Raw genomic sequence first — 19,621 nt, 5'->3', positions numbered from 1 at the left:
CGTGCGCTCGTCGTCTGGGTGTGTGCTCCTGGTGTCGTCAGCGTTCGGTGACCCGGCCGGCGTCGACGTGCCACTGCCGGTCGAGGCGGACGGTCTCCAGCATGCGCCGGTCGTGCGTGACGAGCAGCAGGGTGCCGTCGTACGACTCCAGTGCCTGTTCGAGCTGCTCGATGGCCACCAGGTCGAGGTGGTTCGTCGGTTCGTCGAGCACGAGCACGTTCACCCCGCGGGCCTGCAGCAGCGCGAGTCCGGCGCGGGTCCGTTCGCCGGGGGAGAGCGCCGACGCGGGCCGTCCGACGTGGTCGGCCTTCAGCCCGAACTTCGCGAGCAGCGTCCGGACGTCGGCGGTGGTGGACTCGGGCACGATCGCCTCGAACGCCGCGGCGAGCGACTGGTCGCCGGTGAAGGCCGCACGGGCCTGGTCGACCTCGCCGACGGCGACGCTCGACCCGAGCGAGGCGGTGCCGGTCGTCGGCGCCTGCTTGCCGAGCAGTGCCCGGAGCAACGTGGACTTGCCGGCGCCGTTCGGTCCGGTGATGCCGATGCGGTCGCCGCCGTCGACCTGCAACGACACCGGGCCGAGCGTGAAGTCGCCCTGCGTGAAGGTGGCGTCGGACAGGGTGGCCACGACGGCCGAGGACCGGGGCGCGCTGCCGATCGTGAACTCGAGCTGCCACTCCTTGCGGGGCTCCTCGACCTCGTCGAGCCGCGCGATGCGGGACTCCATCTGGCGGACCTTCTGCGCCTGCTTCTCGCTCGACTCCGAGGCGGCCTTGCGCCGGATCTTGTCGTTGTCCGGGGCCTTCTTCATGGCGTTGCGCACGCCCTGGCTCGACCACTCGCGCTGTGTGCGGGCGCGGGAGACCAGGTCGGCCTTGGTGGAGGCGTAGTCCTCGTACGCGTCGCGCTTGTGCTGCCGGGCGATCTCGCGCTCCTCGAGGAACGAGTCGTAGCCGCCGCCGAACAGCCGGTTGGACGACTGCGCCAGGTCGAGCTCGAGCACGCTGGTCACCGACCGTGCCAGGAACTCCCGGTCGTGGCTGACGAGCACGACCCCGCCGCGCAGGCCCCGGACGAACCCCTCGAGCCGGTCCAGCCCGTCGAGGTCGAGGTCGTTGGTGGGCTCGTCGAGCAGGACGATGTCGAACCGCGACAGCAGCAGCGCCGCCAGCCCGACCCGAGCGGCCTGCCCACCGGACAGCGCGGTCATGAGCGAGTCCGGCCCGACGCCGTCGTCATCGGTTCCGGTCTCGAGGCCGAGGTCGGCCAGGACGGCGGGGATCCTGTCTTCCAGATCAGCGGCGCCCGCGGCGAGCCAGCGGTCGAGCGCCGTCGAGTAGCGGTCCGCGGCAGCGTCGCCGGCGTCCGGGTCGCCGAGCGCGGCAGCCGCGGCGTCCATGGCCTCGGTCGCCTCGGCCGAGCCGGTCCGTCGGGCGATGTACGCGGCGACGGTCTCGCCCGCGATCCGCTCGTGCTCCTGGGGGAGCCAGCCGACGAACGCGTCGGTCGGTGCGAGCGACACCGTGCCCGCTAGGGGCTCGTCGACACCCGCCAGCAGTCGGAGCAGGGTGGACTTGCCGGCACCGTTCACGCCGACGACGCCGATCACGTCGCCCGGTGCCACCGTGAGGTCGAGGGAGTCGAACAGCGTGCGAGCGGCGTACCCGCCGGACAGGCCCTTGGCGACGAGCGTGGCGGTCATGCGCCAATCGTCCCACGCGGCGGCGCGCGCACGGCACCGCCCTCGGAGCGCCCGGTGCTCCGGGTGCAGCACACTGGACGGATGGCATCCTGCGTCTTCTGCGCGATCATCGCCGGCGACGAACCGGCCGTGTGGGTCGAGCGCGAGGACCACGCCGTCGCGTTCGCGCCGCTGCCCGGGTCCGCGCTCGCACCCGGGCACACCCTCGTCGCACCGGTCGAGCACGCCGACGACCTGCTCGGTGCCGCCCCGGTGGCACTGGCCGCCACCGTCGCGCTCGCGCAGCGTGTCGCACGGGCGATGCGGGGCGCACTCGGCGCCACCGGCACCGTCGTGCTGCAGGCCTCCGGCGCCGATGCCGGGCAGAGCGTGCGGCACCTGCACTTCCACGTCGTGCCGTGCTGGCCGGACGACGGCACGACGCACTGGCCGGAGCCGCCCTCGGCACACGTCGTCGACGGTGACCCGCACGCACTCCTCGCCGAGATGTTCGAGTAGCCGATCCCGGGCAGCGGTGCGCGGAACGGAGTGGAGTGGGCGCTGCACCGTCACCCGTCACACCGACACCCGCAGGAGCACACCATGACCACGAAGATCACCCTGATCATCGACAACCCGACCGACCCGTCGGCGTTCGAGCAGTCCTACGTGGAGCTCGAGGCACTCGCCGCGAAGCTGCCCGGCCTGCAGCGGCTCGAGGCGGCGAAGGTCTGGCCGAAGGAGGACGGCACGCCCACACCGGCGCACCGCACCCTCGACCTGTACTTCGCCTCGTACGGGGATGCCTCCGACGCGGTGGCGACCGCCGAGGCCGGGGCGTTCTTCCAGCAGCTCGGCGGCACGGGTGCCACGTTCACCGGCCTGTTCTCCGACATCGAGCACGAGTAGCACCGGGCCGGGCCGGGCCTGGTGCCGGGCCTGGCCGGGCGCCGGGCCCGGGTTTCGGGCTCAGCGACACTCCTCGGGGCCCGCGCCGCGTGGAGTGTCGCTCAGCGCGAATCTCGGCCCGGCAGGCCCGGCAGGCCCGGCACCGGCAGGGGCGCCAACCGCCCCGCGCCGACGGGCAGCACACCCGCGCGGTACTCGAGCACCTCGGCATCGCCGACCGTCACCGTCGCCGCACCGAAGCGCCATGCCCGGTTGAACAGGTACACCCCGATCACGGTCCGGCCGTCGTCGGCCACGGTCCACGTGCCGGTGCCCCACTGCGCCGGGTGTCCGACCCCGTCGATCGTGACGGTCGGGCGGGCGAACCAGGTGAGCAGGGGGCGAGCGAGCCGGAGCTCGATCCGGCGCTTCGTCGTGCCGGAGGGGAGAGTCGTGTCCACCTCCGCAGGATAGGGCCACAGAACCCGGCGCCAGCGCACCGGCGCCGCCGCCAGCGCACCTGTGCCCGCCGCACCCGCGCACCCGTAGCGTGGCGGCCATGACCACCACCGTCCTCGTCGCCGGCGCCACCGGAGACCTCGGCGGACGCATCGTCCGCGAGCTCCTGCAGCACGACACCCGCGTCCGCGTCCTCACCCGCCCGTCCAGCACCGGCGCCCAGCGGCAGTTCGCCGACGACGACCGCATCGACGTCGTCACCGCGGACTACACGGACGCACCGGCGCTGGTCACGGCGCTCGACGGGGTCGACGTCGTCGTCTCCACGGTCAGCGGCACCCGCGCCGTGATCGTGGACGCCCAGCGCGCCCTGCTCGACGCCGCGGTCCAGGCCGGCGTCCCGCGGTTCATCCCCTCGGACTACGCCGCCGACTACCGTTCGATCACGCCCGGCTCGAACCGGAACTTCGAGCTCCGCCGCGAGTTCGCCGCCGCCCTCGACGCCGCACCGATCCGTGCGACCTCGGTGCTGAACGGGGCGTTCACGGACATGCTCACCGGTCAGGCGCCGCTGATCCTGTTCGACCGCCAGCGGGTGCTCTACTGGTCGTCGGCCGACCAGGTCCTCGACTTCACCACGAAGGACGACGTCGCGCGCGTGACGGCGCTCGTCGCACTCGACGCGGACGCACCCCGCGTGGTCGAGGTCGCCGGCGACCGCGTCACGGCACGGTCGATCGCCGACACGATGTCCCGGCTGACCGGCACCCCGTTCCGGTTGCAGTGGGCGGGGACGACCGGCACGCTGTCGGCGATGGCACGGATCGGCCGTCGGCTGTCGAAGGACGACACCGAACCGTTCCCGGCCTGGCAGGGCATGCAGTACTTCGTGAGCATGTTCAGCGGTGAGGCCGAGCTCCACCACGTCGACGACGACCGCTCCGGTCCGCACGGGTGGACGAGCGTCCGGGACGTGCTCGCCGCCCACCTGGGCGTCTGACTGTCCGACCGGGAGGTCCGCCCCGCGTCGCGCAGGACGGCCGGCGGTCCGCCGCCGTGGCCGTCTCGGGCGCGCGCCGGCCGGGTCCTGCGCTGACGGTCAGGCGCCGCGGACGGCCCGGACGATCTCCTGCCGTGCTGCTCGTCCGCTGCGCGTCGGCAGCAGGGGGAACACGTGCAGGGCGCCGGGGCGTTCGCGCAGCGTGACGTCCACGCCCGCGGACCGGGCGGCCGCGACGAGCAGGTGCGCGTCGGGGTTCAGCACGTCGTGGGTCCCGGTGTGGACGAGCATCGGGCCGAGGCCGTGGAACGAACCGGCCAGGGGACTGACGACCGGGTCTTCGATCGACAGGCCGTCGGCCCACAGGTGACCGAGGACACGGTCCCCGTCGCGACCGAGCCACGGGTCGCTCGGTTGCACCTCGGGGATGCGCGGGTTCGAGAAGCCGAGGTCGAGCGCCGGTGACACCAGGACGGTCCGGAGCGACGGGACACCCTGGTCGCGCAGGGTCTGGGCGACGGACAGCGCGATCTGCCCACCGGCGGAGTCACCGGCCAGCTGCACCCGTCCGCGCCGGTCGATGACGCGGCGTGCGACGTCGAGGACCAGGTCGTGCGCCTGCCGAGCGTTGCCGTCCGGCAGGAGTCGGTAGATCGGCACGGTCACGGTGGCGCGCGCCTCGGCGGCGAGCTGGGCGATGAGCGCCCAGTGCTGCGGGGCGATCTCGTGGACCCACCCGCCGCCGTGCACGTACACGACGTCGCGGAGCGGTGGCTGGCGGCTCGGCGTCACGGTGTACACCGGGGTGCCACCCTGCCGGTGGACGTCGACGCGCACGTCGGGCCGGAGGCGCTTCGGTGGTCCGAACGGCTCGGGGCGGAGGGCCTGTCGGCGGACGGCTCGGCGCGCTCCCGCTTCGGTGACGAACGGCGCGTTCGCGTGCGTGGCCCGCAGGAACAGCGGGACCGCGGCTTCGGGGACGATCACGCTGTACCTCCTGTGTCGTCGGTGTCATCGGTGTCGTCGGGCTCGCGCGCGGGCTCGCTGAGCCCGAGGAGTGCACCCCGCACCGCGGCGACGCGGATGGTCGCGGCGTCGTCGTACAGCACCGTCTGGCTGACCGCGCCGACGTGCGCGGCGACGACCGCCCGGGTGAAGACGTCCGGGGCGACGGTGAGGCGCCGGCCCTGTGCCGTGACCGACTCGACGAGCAGCGGTTCGAGTGCCGCGTGGAAGGCGTCGGTGTGCGCTCGGAGCAGTGCCCGGAGCTCGGGTTCGTGTCGCGCCCGGGACAGCAGGACCGAGCGGATCGCGTACCACTTGCCCTCGGGTGGCAGGCCGCCGAGGACCCCGGAGACGATCGCGTCGACGGACTGCGGGTCGGTCGCGCCGAGCGCGGCCCGGAAGCCGTCCTCGAGCCGCTCGACGACCACGGCCTCCTGCGCTTCGTACACCGCGAAGAAGAGCTCGTCGGTCGTCGCGAAGTTCGAGTAGAAGGCTCCGCGGGTGAACCCCGCACGCGCGACGATCGCCTCGACGCTGGCCGAGGCCGAGCCGGTCTCGTCGAACAGCGCCTCGGCCGCGCGGACGAGCTCCGCGCGGGTGCTGCTGCGCCGCCGGGTGGGGCGGGCGGGTGCGGCGGTGTCGTCGCTCACTCGTGGGGACATCGGCTCATCCTAGGAGGCGTCGTCCGACCGGCGCGGGTCGGCCAGGTAGTCGTGCACGGACCGCACCGGCGCGAGCGTCAGGTCGGTCAGGACGTGCGAGGCGCTGATGACCTCGAGCACCGGCAGGTCGGCCATCGGCGCGAGGGCGTGCTCGAACAGCTGCAGACGGGCGGGCCCGGTCCAGGCCCCCTTCACGACGATGTCGGTGATCTCGGTCCGCACGAGGTCGGCGGCGCGCAGCCCCAGGGTCGTCACGTCGGGGACGAGCTTCACCATCCAGGTCGGCACCGTGATCTGCGCCGCGGCCTCGACCGGGTCCATCGGTTCCCACTGGTACGCCATGGTCGCCGTCGCCACGCGTTCGGCACCGCGGTCGAGCGTGCCGACGAGGGCGCCCTGGTCGACGCGCAACCCCGGGGTCCCGAGCACCTTCGGGTAGGCGCTCAGTTCGCGACCGGCGAGCGTCGCCGCGGAGTTGTCGAGGTACATGGCGTGCAGGTACTCGCCGACCTCGCCGTCGTGGGTGACCTGGATCGCCTGACCGGACTCGACGTAGGGGCCGTAGCCGTCGACGTCACCCATCTTCATGACCTCGAACCGGACCAGCGGCGCGTCGACCTGCAGCGGCTCCGGCACGACGGCGCGGAGGGCGTCGGGGTCGGTCCGGTACACGACGTTGAAGTACTCGCGATCGGTGAAGCGCGTCGGGCGCAGCGGATAGACCGGCCCGGTGAGGGGGGTGGTGGCGTGGCGGAGGACGTCCGAGGCCTGCATGGGAACTCCTTGTCGAGTTGCGATACGTTCCGTACTGAGTACGTTGTGTATCGAACGTACACCCGAGAACGAAGGACACCATGGGCTTCTCCCTGCCGACCGACATCCGCAACCGACCCGTCACCGTGATCGGCGGTGGGACCCTCGGTCGTCGCATCGCCCTGGTGTTCGCCAGCGCCGGCGGCGAGTCGCGCGTGTACGACCTCGCCGAGCCGGTCCGCACGGCCGCCGTCGAGTACGTCGAGCGCGAGCTCCCGGCGCTCGCCGCGGCGCGGGACGGGGGCGCGGTCGGCACCGTCCGCGCGTTCGACGACCTGGACGAGGCCGTCGCCGGTTCGTGGCTCGTCGTCGAGGCGATCCCGGAGCGCCTCGACCTCAAGACGACGGTGTTCGGGCAGCTCGACCGCGCCGTCGGGGCGGACACGATCCTGGCGAGCAACTCGTCGTCGTACGCGAGCCGACTCGTGATCGACGAGGTCGAGCACCCCGAGCGCGTGCTGAACATGCACTTCTACATGCCGCCGGCGCAGAACGCCGTCGACCTGATGAGCGACGGGGAGACCGACCCCGCGGTCATCGACCTGCTGCTCGAGGTCCTGCCGACCTACGGCGTCCGGCCGTTCGTCGCCCGCAAGGAGTCGACCGGGTTCATCTTCAACCGCATCTGGGCGGCCATCAAGCGCGAGTCCCTGGCCGTCGTCGCCGACGGGGTCTCCACGCCGGAGGACGTCGACGCCATGTTCGCCGTGAACACCGGTTCGCCCGCGGGGCCGTTCCGGATGATGGACCAGGTGGGGCTCGACGTCGTCCTGGACATCGAGGAGCACTACGCGGCGGAGGACCCGCATCTGCCCGAGGGTCCGCGGCAGCTGCTCCGGCAGTACGTCGACGTGGGGCACCTGGGCGTGAAGACCGGCCGCGGCTTCTACGCGTACGACCAGCACTGACGTACGGCCAGCACTGACGTACGACCAGCACTGAAGCACGACCGGCACCGTCGCCGCCTAGGCTCGGGAACCGTGTTCGAACTCCACCACCTCGCCGCGCAGGAACTCTGGGACTGGATCCGCCGGGGGGAGGCGACCGCGCTCGAGGTGACGGAGCACTACCTCGCCCGCATCGAGCGCCTCGACCCGGCCCTCGGTGCGTTCGTGACGGTCACGGCGACCGCCGCGCGCACGAGAGCCGACCGTCTCGGGCACCTGGTGCCGACGTCCAGACCGTTGTGGGGCCTCCCGTCCGCCGACAAGGACCTGTACGACCGCGCCGGGGTCCCCACGCGCTCCGGCACCGCGAGTCTGCCGGAGCGCCCTGCCGGGGCCGACCACCCGCTCGTCGCGGCGCTCGACGCCGCCGGCACGGTGAGCCTCGGCAAGACGGCGTCGCCGGAGTTCGGGATGTCCTCGTCGTCGGAGACGCGGTTCGGCGTGACGCGGAACCCCTACGACACGACCCGCGCGCCCGGGGGGTCGTCGAGCGGGGCGGCGGTCGCCGTGGCGGCCGGGCTGCTGCCCGCGGCCGTCGGGTCCGACGGCGGGGGATCGGTCCGGATCCCGGCCGCCGCGACCGGACTCGTCGGCCTGAAGCCGAGCCGCGGGCGGGTGCCGTCGATGCCCGGTCGCTCCGGTGTCGGCGGGCTCTCCGTCGCCGGGCCGCTGACCCGGTCCGTCGCGGACGCAGGGATGCTGCTCGACGCCCTCGTCGCGCCGACCGGCCTGCCGGAACCGTCGCCGTACGCCCTGGTCACGCCGTCGCGCGGTGACGGCCCGTTCACCGCGGCGGCCGTCCGCGGTGAGGGACGCTTCGTCGTCGGGCTGCTCGACGGCTCACCGTGGGACGACACCGTCGACGTCGTGGTCGACCCCGCGGCGCGCGCTGCCGTCGAGACCGCTGTGCGGGTGCTCGGCGAACTGGGGCACGGCGTCGAGGACGTGCAGATGCCGCGGGCGCCGTACGCCGACGCGTTCCGGGTGGCGTGGGAGAGCTCCGCGGCGCGGCTGCCGATGGTCCCCGGCATCGACCTGACGGCGCTCACGCCGCTGGTGGCGTGGCTCGTGGAGCGGGGACAGCGGCTCACCGGCACGCAGGTGCTCGACGCGATGACCGTGCTCGACACGTTCTCGGCGACGCTGATCGGTGCGTTCGACCGGTTCGACGCCGTCCTGTCACCGACCCTCGCACTGACCCCGCGGCCGCTCGGCTGGTACGGCGACGACCCGGACGAGGACTTCCGCCGCCAGTGCGCGTACTCGCCGTGGACCTCGATGGCGAACGTGGCCGGGCTGCCCGCGATCACCCTGCCCGTCGGGGTCACCGCCGACGACCACCCGGACGGCGGCGGCCTGCCGATGGGCGTCCAGTTGATCGGGCGTCCCGGGGGCGAGCGGGTGCTGCTCGCGATCGGGGCCCAGCTCGAGCGGCGGCTGCGCTGGCAGCGGCGGCACCCGGCTGCCTGGACCGCCTGACCGCCTGCGCGGGGGTCGACGCGTGTGCAGGTTCCGACGATCCACGCGTCGATCGACTCGTGGAACGTCGCACCATGCACGTGCATCGGATGCGTGTGCATGCTGCGACGAAGCACCCGGTGATCGACTGGTGGAACGTCGCAGAACGCGTGCGAGCCGCCGCCCGGGCTAGCTCTGCTTCTCGATCGCCTCGGAGTACTCGCGGCGCATCTTGTCCCCGGCGGCCGACACCCACGTCGCCCGCGCGGCCTTCACCTTCGCCAGGTTCGTCCACCCGAGCACGTAGTCGTTGCACACGCTGTTGAACGCGCTGCTCGCCGACGCCGTCGCCGCGGCCGAGGGGGAGTAGAAGCCGTCCACCGGGTTCTTCACGAGCATGTCCTGCGTCTTGGTCTGGTACTGGTGCGACTGCCGCAGCTGCTCGTCGATGCGGACCGCGGTGTTCAGCACCTGCGGGCCGGCGCCGAGGCGGTACAGCGCGCTGGCGTTGATGGTCTGCTCGCCGGCCTTCGTCAGCGTCGCGTCCGGGCCGCTGCCGGTGTGGTGGACGCCCTTCTCGCCGTGGGTCAGCGTGAACGCCTCCTTCGACCCGAACGGTGCGGAGAGGTAGTCGATGAGCCGGAGCTGGGCCTTGATGCGTTCGGGCGTCGTCTTCTTCAGGGCGGCGAACGAGAAGCTCGACGTGCCCTGGTAGTTCGCACCGGGGCCACCCGTCGCTCCGAAGGGCACGATGCCGCCCGTGACGATCCCCTTCGGCATCGACACGTCGAGTAGGGCGGAGATGCCGTCGAGGTGCATGAGCACGGTGCCGTTGTTGATGTACGTCTTCGCCTTCGCGCTCTCGAGGCTCGGGGTGTCCGGGTGGAAGACGCCGAGGTTCCAGAGCTTCTTGACGTAGGCGAGGGTCTCGAGCCACGCGTCGGTCTCGTTCTTGTGGGTGAGTTCGCCGCCCTTCGACATCGCCCACTGGTTCGGCACGCCGAAGGTGGCGCCGATGAAGTCGTACGCCCAGTCGACTCCGCTCGCCCCGCCCTGGCCGGCGATCGCGTACCGGCCGGCCTTGGCGTCGGTGACGGCCGTGCACAGCTCGGTGAACTCGTCCTTGTCCTTCGGGGCCGGTGCTGCGCCCGTCAGCTGCTCGATGAGGTCGGGGCGGCAGATCATCACCGACCCGAACGGCGGCCGGTGTTCGGGGACGCCGTAGATCTTCCCGTTGATGCGGGCGCTCCGCCACGACGCGGTGGGGATGTTCGCCAGGTTCGGGTAGTCCTTGACGGCGTCGCCGGAGAGGTGCTCCGACAGGTCCGCGAACTTCGCGTCGAGCAGCTGCGGGAACCGGGGCGGCATCGCGAACGTCAGGAACTCGACGATGCCCGGGATGTCGTTGCCGGCGGTCATCGTCGCGAACTTCGCGGCGAACGAGTCGCCGGGCACGAACGTCAGGTCGTACTCGGTGTCCGTCAGGCCGCCGACGTAGTCGAGGAACGAGTTCTGCGCCGGCGGCGGCGCCGCGTAGGTCACGACGAACCCGGTGGTCTTCTCGCCGTCGCCGACCTTGCCGGTGACCGAGGTGAAGAGCTCGCTGTCCTGCGGGTACGAGTAGTACACGGGCTGGACGACGCCGTTGCCGGGCAGGTCGGGCTTCGGCCCCTTGGTGATGGGGACGTAGGTCGGCAGCGCCGCCACCTGGTCCGAGATGGTCGCGGCGTTGCCGCCGGTGGAGCACCCGGTCAGGCTGCCGGCAGCGCCGAGGGCGACGAGGCCGAAGGCGGCGCCGGAGATGAGGGTCCGGCGGCTGAGGCCGCCGGTGGTGGTGTCGGTCATGGCTTCTCCCTTGAAGCGTCGGGTGGCAGTGGGGTGGTGGGGCCGTGTCAGCCCTTGACGGCGCCCGTCAGGACGCCCTTGGTGAGGTGGCGTTGCACCAGGGGGTAGGCGGCGAGGATCGGGATGATCGCGATCATCACGACGGCCATCTGGATCGACTCCGCCGGCGGCTGCATCGAGGCGTCGGACCCGGCGCCGGACACCAGGCTGGAGCCCTGCAGGACGTAGGTGCGCAGCACCAGCTGCAGCGTCCACTTCGTCGAGTCCGACAGGTAGAGCAGCGCGTTGAAGAACGCGTTCCAGTAGCCGACGGCGTAGAACAGGCCGACGACGGCGATGACCGCGCGGGACAGCGGCAGGACGAGCTGCCACAGGATGCGGAACTCGCCGGCGCCGTCGATCTTCGCGCTGTCGATGAGCTCCTGCGGGATGCTCATCATGAAGCCGCGGACGACGACCATGTTGAACACGCTGAACGCGCTCGGCAGGATCAGCGCCCAGTAGTTGTCGAGGAGTCCGAGCTGCTTCACCATCAGGTACAGCGGGATCATCCCCGGCGCGAACAGGAACGTGATGAGCACGAAGGTCAGCAGCGGCCGCTGGAACAGCGATCCCTGTCGGCTGAGCGCCCACGCGGCGAGCACCGTCGACGCCAGACTGATGACGGTGCCGACGACCGTGACGAGCAACGTGACCACCACGGCGCGGGTGACGACCCCGCCGGACAGGATCTGCACGTACGCGGACAGGTCGAACGACCTCGGCCACACGACGTAGCCGCCGGCAGCGGTGACGTCCGCCTGGCTCGACACGCTCGTCGAGAAGACGATGAGGAACGGGAACAGGACGACGGCGAGGATCAGGACGATCGCGACGGCCTTGAGTGCGAGGACGACGGGTGTGGGTTTTCCGGCCCAGACCGGACGGGCGATGGTGCTCATGACCGTGAATACACTCCCTGCTCACCGAGCATGTGGGCGGCCTTGTTCGCCGCCATGATGAGGACGAACCCGACCAGGCCCTTGACCAGACCGACCGCGATGCCCGTGGACCAGTTCCCGTCGACGACGCCGTGGTAGTAGACGTAGGTGTCGAGGACCTCGGCGGCATCGGCCCCCACGGCGTTCCGTTGCAGGATGATCTGCTCGAACCCGACGGACAGGGCCTCGCCGAGCCGCAGGATCAGCAGGAGCACGATGATGGGACGGATGCCCGGCAGCGTGACGTGCCAGAACCGGCTCCACGCTCCCGACCCGTCGATCGCGGCCGCCTCGTACAGGTTGTCGTCGATCGCCGCGAGCGCCGCCAGGAAGATGATCGTGCCCCAGCCGGCGTCCTTCCAGATCACCTGTGACGTCAGCAGCAGCTTGAACGTCTCCGGGTCGCTCATGACCCCGATGGTCCCCATGTCGAGCTGCCGCAGCGTGTGGTTGACCACACCGCCGGACCCGAGCGACTGCTGGAAGAACCCCACGACGATCACCCACGACAGGAAGTGCGGCAGGTAGAGCACCGACTGCACGGTCGCCCGGAGCCACGGCCACACCAGCGAGTGGATGAGGATGGCCAGCGCGATCGGCACCGGGAAGAACAGGATGAGCTGCAGGAACGTGATCTCCAGCGTGTTCACCGTCGCCCGCCAGAACTCCGGGTCGGCGAACATCAGCTGGAAGTTCGTGAACCCGACCCACGGGCTCTGGGCGATCGGGATGTACGGCTGGTAGTCCATGAACGCGATGACGTTGCCGATCATCGGCACGTACACGAACAGCAGCAGCAGGACCACCGCCGGCGCCACCATGAGCAGCAGCGGGTAGTCGCGCCGCAGCCGAGCGAGGAACGGGACCTTCCGCGGGGCCGGGGCGCCGCCGGACCGGGTGGTCCGGGGCTCGGTGGTCGGATCGACCAGCGTCGCGCTCATGTGGCTCCTTTGCTCACGTGGCTGGGGGTTTCGTCATCCTGTGGCGTCCGTATGATGACGGTCAAGCCGCGGTATTCACCCGCACACGAATCGAACACTGGGAGCGACGATGCACCCGACCAGACGCCACGAACGGATCCTCGCCGAGCTCCGCGTGCACGGGACCCTGTCCGCCTCGGACTTCGCCGAGCGCGAGGGGATCTCGGCCATGACGGTCCGCCGCGACCTGTCCGAACTCGCCGACCGCGGCGTGCTCCGGCGCGTGCACGGCGGCGCCGTCTCCGTCGAGACCCTGCCCACCGCGGGCGCACCGCACCGACCCGCACCCCGCCCCGACCGGGACACCACCGACGGCAGCGGCGCGCTCTTCACCCTCGGGCTCGTGGTCCCCGACCCCGGCTACTACTTCCCGAAGATCGTCGCCGGCGTCGCCGAACGGACCGAGGCCCTGGGCGGCCGCGTCGTGCTCGGCGTCTCCCGCTACGAACCCGCCCGCGAACGCCAGCAGGTCGAACGCCTCATCGCCGCCGGCGTCGACGGGCTGCTCGTCACCACCACCGTCGCCGACGCCTTCACGACCCTCGAGCTCCTCGACCACGCACCGATGCCCGTCGTCGTGGTCGAACGCTCCGTGGTCGAGGCCCCGGTCGGCTCCGCGCTCGAGTCCGTCCGCAGCGACCACGAGTCCGGTGCCGGCATCGCGGTCCGCCACCTCGCCGAACTCGGGCACCGTCGCATCGGCATGGCCGTGTTCGACACCCCGACCACCCCGCAGCTCCGCACCGGGTACGACCGCGCCGTCCGGCAACTCGGCCTCGACCCCGGCGCCCCGGTCCAGGTCATCCCGGACGACCAGGGCGTGGGCGCCACGACCAGGGCCTTCATCGAGCGCTGCCTCGCCACCGGGACCACCGCAGTCTTCGTGCACTCCGACCAGTACGCCGTCGAGTTCGTCGAGACCGTCACCGAGATGGGCCTGTCGATCCCGGACGACCTGTCCGTGGTCGCCTACGACGACGAGGTCGCGGCGCTCGCCGGGGTGCCGCTCACCGCGGTCGCGCCCCCGAAGAACGACGTCGGCCGGTTCGCTGCCACGATGTGCTTCGAGCGCATCTCGGCGACGGCGCAGGTCGGCTTCGCCCGTCGGCACATGACCCTGGCGCCGACGTTGAGCGTGCGGGCGTCGACCGCGGCGGTCGTCCCCGGTCCGTGAGCGGCCGGCGCGCGATCCGCGCGATCCGCGCGCCCGTCGTGTTCACTTCGTGAGCGTTTGCGCCCCGCGGCTTGACTCCGCACACCGCCGAACGCTGGCATGGGGACGCCGTACCCCCGGAGAGGAACCGTCCGACGATGACGTCACGCCCCGTCACGCCCCGAGCGCAGCCCGCGCCCCGAGCGCAGCCCGCGCCCCGAGCGCAGCCCGCGCCCCCGGCGGTGCCCGTGCCCCCCGCCCCACGCGGCCACGCGCACCGCTCGCCCGTCCCCGTCGCCTTCGTGATGCCCGAGACGACCTTCACCCGGGTGTTCGACCCCGGCGACCTCGCCGCCCTGCACGCCTCCGAGGCCGTCCGGCTGGTCGCCGACCGTCCGCTCGACCCGGACGACCCGTGCGACCTCCCGCTGCTCGCCGACGCCGAGCTGCTCGTCACCGGGTGGGGCAGCCCCGTGCTGTCCGCGGACCGTCTGGACCGGATGCCGCGTCTCCGCGCTGTCGTGCACTCCGCCGGGTCGGTCAAGCCCGTCGTCGACACCGACGTGTGGGAGCGACGGATCGCCGTGGCGTCGAGTGCCGCCGCGAACGCCGTCCCGGTCGCCGAGTTCACGGTCGCGGTGATCGTGCTCGCTGCCAAGCGGGCCTTCGCCAGCGCCGCCGCGCTGCGTTCGGACGAGACCCCGGTCGACGTCGAGGGCTCGTGGCCGGTCGTCGGCATGCACGGCGTGACCGTCGGTGTCGTCGGTGCCTCGCGCGTCGGGCGGGCCGTCATCGAACGGCTCCGTGACTACGACGTCCGCGTGCTCGTGAGCGACCCGTACCTGGACGACGCCGAGGCCGCGCTGCTCGGCGTCACCGCCGTCGACCTCGGCACCCTCGCCGCCTCGAGCGACGTCGTCACCCTGCACGCGCCGCTGCTGCCGTCGACGCGGGGGCTCGTCGACCGTGCCGTGATCGGTCGGATGCGGCCGGGGACCACGCTCGTGAACACCGCGCGCGGGGCGATCGTCGACCAGGACGCCCTCGCCGACCGCCTGGACCGCGGCGACCTGGCCGCCGTCCTCGACGTCACCGAGCCGGAACGCCTGCCACCGGACGCCCGACTGCGGTCGACGCCGAACACCTTCATCACGCCGCACATCGCCGGGTCCCTGGGCAACGAGCTGCGTCGGCTCGCCGACAACGCGGTGCGCGAGACCATCGCGTTCGCGGCCACCGGCGCGTTCACCGACCCCATCGTCCCCGACGGCTTCGCCGTCCAGGCCTGAGGCCCGCCAGCACCCGTCCACCACCGTCACCACCCGGAGACCCACCCCATGACCGTCACCGTCGACGCCCCGTCCTTCACCGACCGGTTCACCCCGGCAGCGCGCGCGGCGCTCCGTCCGCGCACGTGGCGACCCGCGCCTCCCGTCAGCGACCGCCCGGCGTGGGCGCACGTCGCGGACGCCGACCGGGAGGCCCTGCTCGCGGTCGCGCACGACCGTCGCGCCGCCGCGGCGGTCACCTTCCCGACCCTCGCCCTGTGGGCGACGTACAGTCGCGACGGGAACCGCCAGCCGTACGAGCGGGCCCAGCGGAACCTGCTCGAGTCCGCCGCGACCGCGGCCCTGGCACTCGGCGTGACCGGCGACGCCGAGTGGGCGGACGTGCTCGGCGACCAGGTCTGGCGGATCCTGGAGCTGCGCGCCTGGTGCCTGCCGTCGCACTACGCGCTGCCCGAGGACGGCAGCCGGCCGTTCCTGCCCGTGCCCGGTCGGGACGTGCTCGACCTGTCCGACGCCTACGTCGGCGGCATGCTCGCGGCGATCGACGCGATCGCGGGGGAGCGCCTCGAGCAGGACCGCCCCGGCATCCGCGCGCACGTCCACCACGAGATCCGCCGCCGCGTGCTCGACCCGTGGGAGCAGCAGGTGTACTTCTGGCACGGGGTCGACGAGCCGCCGAACAACTGGGCGCCGTGGATCGTGTCGAACGTGCTCGTGTGCGCCGCCGTGGTCGAGCCCGACCGCGATCGCCTCGCCGCGACGATCGACCGTGCGCTCGTGATCCTCGACCGGTTCCGCGCCGGCTACGACGCCGACGGCAGCTGCGACGAGGGTGCCACGTACTGGTGGTGGGCCGGCGCGACCCTGTTCGAGGCCCTGGACCTGGTCGAGGAGCTCACCGGTGGCGCGTTCGACGGCTTCTCGGTCGAGCCGGTCGCCGCGATGGCCCGGTTCCCGATGGGCATGCAGATCGGCGCCGCGACGCAGGTCAACCACTCCGACGGCTCCCCGGCGCTGGCCGAGAACGCGAACTGGGACCTGCTCGCCCGCTTCGGGGAGCGCGTCGACGACGACCGGGTCGTGCGGCACGCCCGGTGGATGGGCCGGCAGCACGCGTTGCGGTTCGATGGGCAGCTCGCCGCGCTGTTCCGTCGGACGCTCGCCGAACTGCGGGACCCCTCGTGGACCGACGGCCCGGCCGAGCCCGGGATGCCCGCGTCGCTGTGGCTGCCCGGCACCGAGGTCGCCGTCGCCCGCGCCCACGACGGCGCGACCGACGGGTTCGTCCTCGCGGTGAAGGGCGGGCACAACGACGTCAGCCACAACCACAACGACGCCGGCGGGGTGATCGTCTCGCTCGACGGCGAACCGGTGCTCATCGACGTCGGGGTGGGCGTGTACCGCCGCGAGACGTTCATGCCGGAGCACCGCTACGGCATCTGGACGATGCGGAGTGCCTGGCACACCGTCCCGCTGCCGAACGGCGTCGAACAACACGAGGGTGCCGCGTTCCGCGCGACCGGCACGGTGTTCGAGGACGACGGCGACGTCGCGTCGTGGTCCGCCGACCTGACCGCCGCGTACCCGGCGACCGGCGGACTGCGATCGCTCCACCGCACCGCGACACTCGACCGGGCGGTGCCCCGTGACCGCGCCGCCGCACGCGTGGTCGTCCGCGACACCTGGACGTTCGCGGAGCCCGGCACGATGACCCTGGTGCTCATGACCCGCGACGAACCCGTGCCCGTCGACGGCGGGCTGCGCGTCGGCCCCGCCCAGCTGTCCGTCGACACCGAACGGTTCGCGGTGCACGTCGAGCGGCGGGACGTCGACGACGCGAAGCTCGAGCGGGTCTGGGGCCCGGCGGTGCACCGTGTGCGGCTCGTCGCGCGGCAGGCGTCCGCCGACGGCGACCACGCGCTCACCGTGACCCGGGCGACACCGTGAGCGCGGTCCTGCTCGGCGGCTCCGGACGCTGGACCGACCCGTGGCACCCCTTCGCCGAGACGAACGCCGCGGTCACGGCGCTCGCTGCGTCGGCCGGCGTCGCCCTCGAGCAACCGGAGGACGTCGACACCGCCCTGGCCGCCTTCGCGACCGGACCCCTGCCGTCACTCGTCGTCGTCGACGTCGGGCTGCCCCGGGACGACCGCCCCGTCCCGCTCGCCGACGCCCGGGCCGGCTTCCACCGCCTGCTCGCGAGCGACGTGCCCCTGCTCGTGCTGCACGTCGCCGCGACGTCGTTCGCCGACGACCCGCACTGGGAACGTGCCCTCGGCGGGGTGTGGGAGCGCGGCACGACGATGCACCCGCCGTTCGGGCCCGCGACCGTCCGGGTGGTCGACGCGGCGCACCCGATCACCGCCGGCCTGCCGGACTTCACCCTGGAGGACGAGCGCTACACGCACCTGCGGGTCTCGCCATCGGTGCGGGTCCTGCTCGACCACGAGCACGAGGGGGAGCGGCACCCGCTCGCCTGGGTGCACGAACGACCCGGCGGCGGCACCACCGTCTACGACGCGCTCGGCCACTCCGCCGCGTCGTTCGCGTCGCCGGAGCACCGCGCGTTCCTGACGCGCGCCCTCGCGTTCCTCCTGCGCTGACGTTCCACTTGCGCTGACGGGGTGGGGGCGACTGCCTGGAGGCCCGGTGCCGGTCTCGTGGGCCGGCACCGGGCCTCCAGGCAGTCGCGTCTCAGGCGATGGTGACGTCGCCGACGACCAGCCAGCCCGCCTGCTGCGTGCCCTGCGCACCGAGCTCGATGCCGGGGGCGTTGCCCGCGGTGGTGTCGACGATCGCGATGCCCCACCGGTACGCACCCGCCGCGACGCCGGCCAGCGACGGACGGAACGCGTACGACGTCGGCGACCCCTTCAACCACTTCGACGGATCGGACGCGCTGTCCACGAACGTCCCCGCCACGCTGCCGTCCGCACGGAGCAACGCGACCGCCGCCTTGTACTTGCCGTTCCACACCGGCAGGTTGTCGGGCAGGTAGCCCCACCCGGTGTTCGTCCACTCGTGCGTGACGTCGACCGTCGCGCCGGCGGACGCCGAACCGGGCACGACCACGCGCGACGGGTGCAGGCGGTAGCCACCCTCGGCGTCGAACCGCTGCGTCAACGGGAAGGTCTGCGCCGCGAACCACGACAGGGCCTCGCCGTTCCGCAGGTCCATCATGTTCACGTGCGCCTCGACCGAGTCGTCGAACTCGCCCTGACGGACGTCGGCGGTCGTCACGTACCCGCGCGGGTCCTGCGTGACGTCGTGCTGGGCCGTGACCCACCCGCCCTCCATGATGATCGGCCGCCGGTACCGCCACTTCGCGGCCATCGACTTCTCCCAGTCCGCGTAGTACGTGGTCATGCCGAAGGCGTCGTGGCGCAGGACGTAGCCCTTCTCGTACGCGCCGTCGAGCATCCGCTCGCTCTCGGGGTCCGGGGCGCCCCAGTCCTTCGGGCCCCCGATCATCCGGTGGTAGTTCAACGCCAGCGGCACCCGGGTGAAGTGCTCCTGGTACAGGTCGATGATCCAGTCGAACACCGGCTCGCGGTTCGCGGCGTCCTGGTACAGCATCGAGTGGCCCTCACCCCACTTGCCGAGCCCGTACCCGTCGATGAAGTCCGTCGTGGCCGGGTCGTCGTACTGCTTGCCGAAGGCCGCGACGAACGCGGCGTACTTCGCCTGGAACACCGGGTCGTCCGGGTACGGACTCCACACGGTCTTGCTGCCGGTCTGCGTCTCGTACCCGGCGGCCCCGGCGGCACGCACCCACGCGGGCGTGAAGTCCGACGACTTGTCGCGACTGTCCACCACGACGCGGAAGGCCAGCCGCAGCCCACGGCGACGGGCCTCGGCGAGGATGCCCGCGAACGCCGCGTTCGTGTCCCAGCCGTACACGCCCTCGGACGGCTCGAGGATCGTCCACGAGACCCGCATGTACATGACCGAGGCGTGGTCGGACACCGTGACCGTGGTGCCGTCGGGCAGCGGGACGTCGTCGTACTGCGTCCAGTAGTTCGCGGGCGGTGCCGACGAGCCGTACAGCGCCCAGCCGTTGAGCGGGTTCCGCAGGACCGTGGTGGTGTCGGCGGCGAACTCCCGCTCGACCGCGGCGGCGAGGTGCGGGCGACCGGGGTGGCCGGGGCCGGGGCCGGCGGGGCCTGCGCCTGCGCCGGGGTGGGCGCGGCCGTGGGCACTCGCCGGTGTGCTGCCGAGCACCCCGCTCGCTGCCGATGCGGTGGCGACGATGCCGAGTCCGAGTGCCGTGCGCCTGGTGATGTCGTGCGACTTGCTCATGCGTTCTCCCCTTCGAGAAGCGATCGGTGCAGGTCGATCGTCGCGGCGTCCCGCTCAGTGGGCAAGGAGTCCCGCCCAGTCGAACAGGAGTCGCACACCCCAGGCCGATGTGCTGGGAGCGAGGTGGGTGCGTGTGCATGTTCCGACGAAGCACGCGTCGAT

The 19,621-nt window shown here is 72.3% G+C and carries 18 protein-coding genes; 9 read left to right on the top strand and 9 right to left on the bottom strand.

Annotation, left to right across the window (positions count from 1 at the left end; all coding sequences use genetic code 11):
• Window positions 1–37: 37 nt before the first annotated feature.
• The gene (locus EDF51_RS03890; protein ID WP_133937095.1) at window positions 38–1,702 is read right to left on the bottom strand and encodes an ABC-F family ATP-binding cassette domain-containing protein; all 1,665 of its coding nucleotides are present in this window, start codon (window positions 1,700–1,702) and stop codon (window positions 38–40) included.
• Window positions 1,703–1,783: 81 nt separating this feature from the next.
• Between EDF51_RS03890 and EDF51_RS03885 the strand changes: the two genes are divergently transcribed.
• A complete protein-coding gene (locus EDF51_RS03885) occupies window positions 1,784–2,200 on the top strand; it encodes an HIT domain-containing protein (RefSeq protein WP_123937737.1) in 417 nt (138 codons plus the stop codon).
• Window positions 2,201–2,284: 84 nt separating this feature from the next.
• The gene (locus tag EDF51_RS03880; protein ID WP_134193897.1) at window positions 2,285–2,590 is read left to right on the top strand and encodes an EthD family reductase; all 306 of its coding nucleotides are present in this window, start codon (window positions 2,285–2,287) and stop codon (window positions 2,588–2,590) included.
• A 101-nt stretch (window positions 2,591–2,691) separates the two neighbouring features.
• On the opposite strand, the gene EDF51_RS03875 is transcribed toward EDF51_RS03880, so the two are convergent.
• Window positions 2,692–3,030 carry a hypothetical protein gene (locus EDF51_RS03875; RefSeq protein WP_134193895.1) on the bottom strand — a complete coding sequence of 113 codons (339 nt, stop codon included), beginning with the start codon at window positions 3,028–3,030 and terminating at the stop codon, window positions 2,692–2,694.
• Between the two features lie 98 nt (window positions 3,031–3,128).
• On the opposite strand from EDF51_RS03875, the gene EDF51_RS03870 reads away from it, so the two are divergent.
• Entirely contained in the window at window positions 3,129–4,028 is a 900-nt protein-coding gene (locus tag EDF51_RS03870) for an NmrA family NAD(P)-binding protein (RefSeq protein WP_134193893.1), read from the top strand.
• 99 nt (window positions 4,029–4,127) lie between these two features.
• Here EDF51_RS03870 and EDF51_RS03865 read toward each other — a convergent pair whose 3' ends face one another.
• Genes EDF51_RS03865 through EDF51_RS03855 form a run of 3 tightly spaced genes read right to left on the bottom strand, consistent with a single transcriptional unit; the run spans window position 4,128 to window position 6,469 of the window.
• Window positions 4,128–5,015: an alpha/beta hydrolase gene (locus tag EDF51_RS03865; protein WP_134193891.1), complete on the bottom strand. Its 888-nt coding sequence runs from the start codon at window positions 5,013–5,015 to the stop codon at window positions 4,128–4,130.
• Window positions 5,012–5,695, bottom strand: coding sequence for a TetR/AcrR family transcriptional regulator (locus EDF51_RS03860; RefSeq protein WP_134193889.1), 684 nt, complete (start codon window positions 5,693–5,695; stop codon window positions 5,012–5,014). Before EDF51_RS03860 ends, EDF51_RS03865 begins: the two co-directional genes overlap by 4 nt.
• Before the next feature lie 9 nt (window positions 5,696–5,704).
• On the bottom strand, window positions 5,705–6,469 hold the full coding sequence (locus EDF51_RS03855) for an acetoacetate decarboxylase (RefSeq protein WP_123294243.1): 765 nt from the start codon (window positions 6,467–6,469) through the stop codon (window positions 5,705–5,707).
• 80 nt (window positions 6,470–6,549) lie between these two features.
• Between EDF51_RS03855 and EDF51_RS03850 the strand changes: the two genes are divergently transcribed.
• Complete coding sequence (locus tag EDF51_RS03850; RefSeq protein ID WP_134193887.1) at window positions 6,550–7,416, top strand: 3-hydroxyacyl-CoA dehydrogenase NAD-binding domain-containing protein; 867 nt, start codon at window positions 6,550–6,552, stop codon at window positions 7,414–7,416.
• Between the two features lie 72 nt (window positions 7,417–7,488).
• Window positions 7,489–8,934 carry an amidase gene (locus tag EDF51_RS03845; RefSeq protein WP_133937083.1) on the top strand — a complete coding sequence of 482 codons (1,446 nt, stop codon included), beginning with the start codon at window positions 7,489–7,491 and terminating at the stop codon, window positions 8,932–8,934.
• Window positions 8,935–9,102: 168 nt separating this feature from the next.
• Here EDF51_RS03845 and EDF51_RS03840 read toward each other — a convergent pair whose 3' ends face one another.
• The 3 genes from EDF51_RS03840 to EDF51_RS03830 are packed head-to-tail and all read right to left on the bottom strand — an operon-like array spanning window position 9,103 to window position 12,679.
• Window positions 9,103–10,758 carry an extracellular solute-binding protein gene (locus EDF51_RS03840; RefSeq protein WP_134193885.1) on the bottom strand — a complete coding sequence of 552 codons (1,656 nt, stop codon included), beginning with the start codon at window positions 10,756–10,758 and terminating at the stop codon, window positions 9,103–9,105.
• 47 nt (window positions 10,759–10,805) lie between these two features.
• Window positions 10,806–11,699, bottom strand: coding sequence for a carbohydrate ABC transporter permease (locus EDF51_RS03835; RefSeq protein ID WP_123294247.1), 894 nt, complete (start codon window positions 11,697–11,699; stop codon window positions 10,806–10,808).
• Window positions 11,696–12,679: an ABC transporter permease subunit gene (locus EDF51_RS03830; RefSeq protein WP_133937079.1), complete on the bottom strand. Its 984-nt coding sequence runs from the start codon at window positions 12,677–12,679 to the stop codon at window positions 11,696–11,698. The genes EDF51_RS03835 and EDF51_RS03830 overlap by 4 nt, the downstream gene beginning before the upstream one ends.
• Before the next feature lie 109 nt (window positions 12,680–12,788).
• Between EDF51_RS03830 and EDF51_RS03825 the strand changes: the two genes are divergently transcribed.
• The 4 genes from EDF51_RS03825 (at window position 12,789) to EDF51_RS03810 (ending at window position 17,763) form a co-directional block, all read left to right on the top strand.
• On the top strand, window positions 12,789–13,892 hold the full coding sequence (locus EDF51_RS03825) for a substrate-binding domain-containing protein (RefSeq protein WP_132100255.1): 1,104 nt from the start codon (window positions 12,789–12,791) through the stop codon (window positions 13,890–13,892).
• Window positions 13,893–14,176: 284 nt separating this feature from the next.
• The gene (locus EDF51_RS03820; protein WP_166673484.1) at window positions 14,177–15,160 is read left to right on the top strand and encodes a hydroxyacid dehydrogenase; all 984 of its coding nucleotides are present in this window, start codon (window positions 14,177–14,179) and stop codon (window positions 15,158–15,160) included.
• Between the two features lie 48 nt (window positions 15,161–15,208).
• A complete protein-coding gene (locus tag EDF51_RS03815) occupies window positions 15,209–17,107 on the top strand; it encodes a heparinase II/III family protein (RefSeq protein WP_134193882.1) in 1,899 nt (632 codons plus the stop codon).
• Window positions 17,104–17,763 (top strand): ThuA domain-containing protein, encoded by a 660-nt coding sequence (locus EDF51_RS03810; RefSeq protein ID WP_159574208.1) that lies wholly within the window; start codon window positions 17,104–17,106, stop codon window positions 17,761–17,763. Before EDF51_RS03815 ends, EDF51_RS03810 begins: the two co-directional genes overlap by 4 nt.
• Window positions 17,764–17,854: 91 nt before the next feature.
• Here the strand turns inward: EDF51_RS03810 and EDF51_RS03805 are convergent, their stop codons facing one another.
• Window positions 17,855–19,459 carry a DUF4832 domain-containing protein gene (locus EDF51_RS03805; RefSeq protein ID WP_134193878.1) on the bottom strand — a complete coding sequence of 535 codons (1,605 nt, stop codon included), beginning with the start codon at window positions 19,457–19,459 and terminating at the stop codon, window positions 17,855–17,857.
• Window positions 19,460–19,621: the final 162 nt, after the last annotated feature.

This window comes from Curtobacterium sp. PhB25 (assembly GCF_004365375.1).
Lineage (GTDB): Bacteria > Actinomycetota > Actinomycetes > Actinomycetales > Microbacteriaceae > Curtobacterium.
The sequence above is the reverse complement of the archived record's forward strand: the minus strand, read 5'-3'. Positions and strand labels throughout refer to the sequence as shown.

Excerpts from the sequence above, each read along its gene's own strand:
- EDF51_RS03870 (WP_134193893.1), top strand. The coding sequence starts at position 3,129 with ATGACCACCACCGTCCTCGTCGCCGGCGCCACCGGAGACCTCGGCGGA.
- EDF51_RS03805 (WP_134193878.1), bottom strand. The coding sequence starts at position 19,459 with ATGAGCAAGTCGCACGACATCACCAGGCGCACGGCACTCGGACTCGGC.
- EDF51_RS03860 (WP_134193889.1), bottom strand. The coding sequence starts at position 5,695 with ATGTCCCCACGAGTGAGCGACGACACCGCCGCACCCGCCCGCCCCACC.
- EDF51_RS03855 (WP_123294243.1), bottom strand. The coding sequence starts at position 6,469 with ATGCAGGCCTCGGACGTCCTCCGCCACGCCACCACCCCCCTCACCGGG.
- EDF51_RS03835 (WP_123294247.1), bottom strand. The coding sequence starts at position 11,699 with ATGAGCACCATCGCCCGTCCGGTCTGGGCCGGAAAACCCACACCCGTC.
- EDF51_RS03830 (WP_133937079.1), bottom strand. The coding sequence starts at position 12,679 with ATGAGCGCGACGCTGGTCGATCCGACCACCGAGCCCCGGACCACCCGG.
- EDF51_RS03890 (WP_133937095.1), bottom strand. The coding sequence starts at position 1,702 with ATGACCGCCACGCTCGTCGCCAAGGGCCTGTCCGGCGGGTACGCCGCT.
- EDF51_RS03850 (WP_134193887.1), top strand. The coding sequence starts at position 6,550 with ATGGGCTTCTCCCTGCCGACCGACATCCGCAACCGACCCGTCACCGTG.
- EDF51_RS03820 (WP_166673484.1), top strand. The coding sequence starts at position 14,177 with ATGCCCGAGACGACCTTCACCCGGGTGTTCGACCCCGGCGACCTCGCC.
- EDF51_RS03825 (WP_132100255.1), top strand. The coding sequence starts at position 12,789 with ATGCACCCGACCAGACGCCACGAACGGATCCTCGCCGAGCTCCGCGTG.
- EDF51_RS03815 (WP_134193882.1), top strand. The coding sequence starts at position 15,209 with ATGACCGTCACCGTCGACGCCCCGTCCTTCACCGACCGGTTCACCCCG.
- EDF51_RS03840 (WP_134193885.1), bottom strand. The coding sequence starts at position 10,758 with ATGACCGACACCACCACCGGCGGCCTCAGCCGCCGGACCCTCATCTCC.
- EDF51_RS03880 (WP_134193897.1), top strand. The coding sequence starts at position 2,285 with ATGACCACGAAGATCACCCTGATCATCGACAACCCGACCGACCCGTCG.
- EDF51_RS03885 (WP_123937737.1), top strand. The coding sequence starts at position 1,784 with ATGGCATCCTGCGTCTTCTGCGCGATCATCGCCGGCGACGAACCGGCC.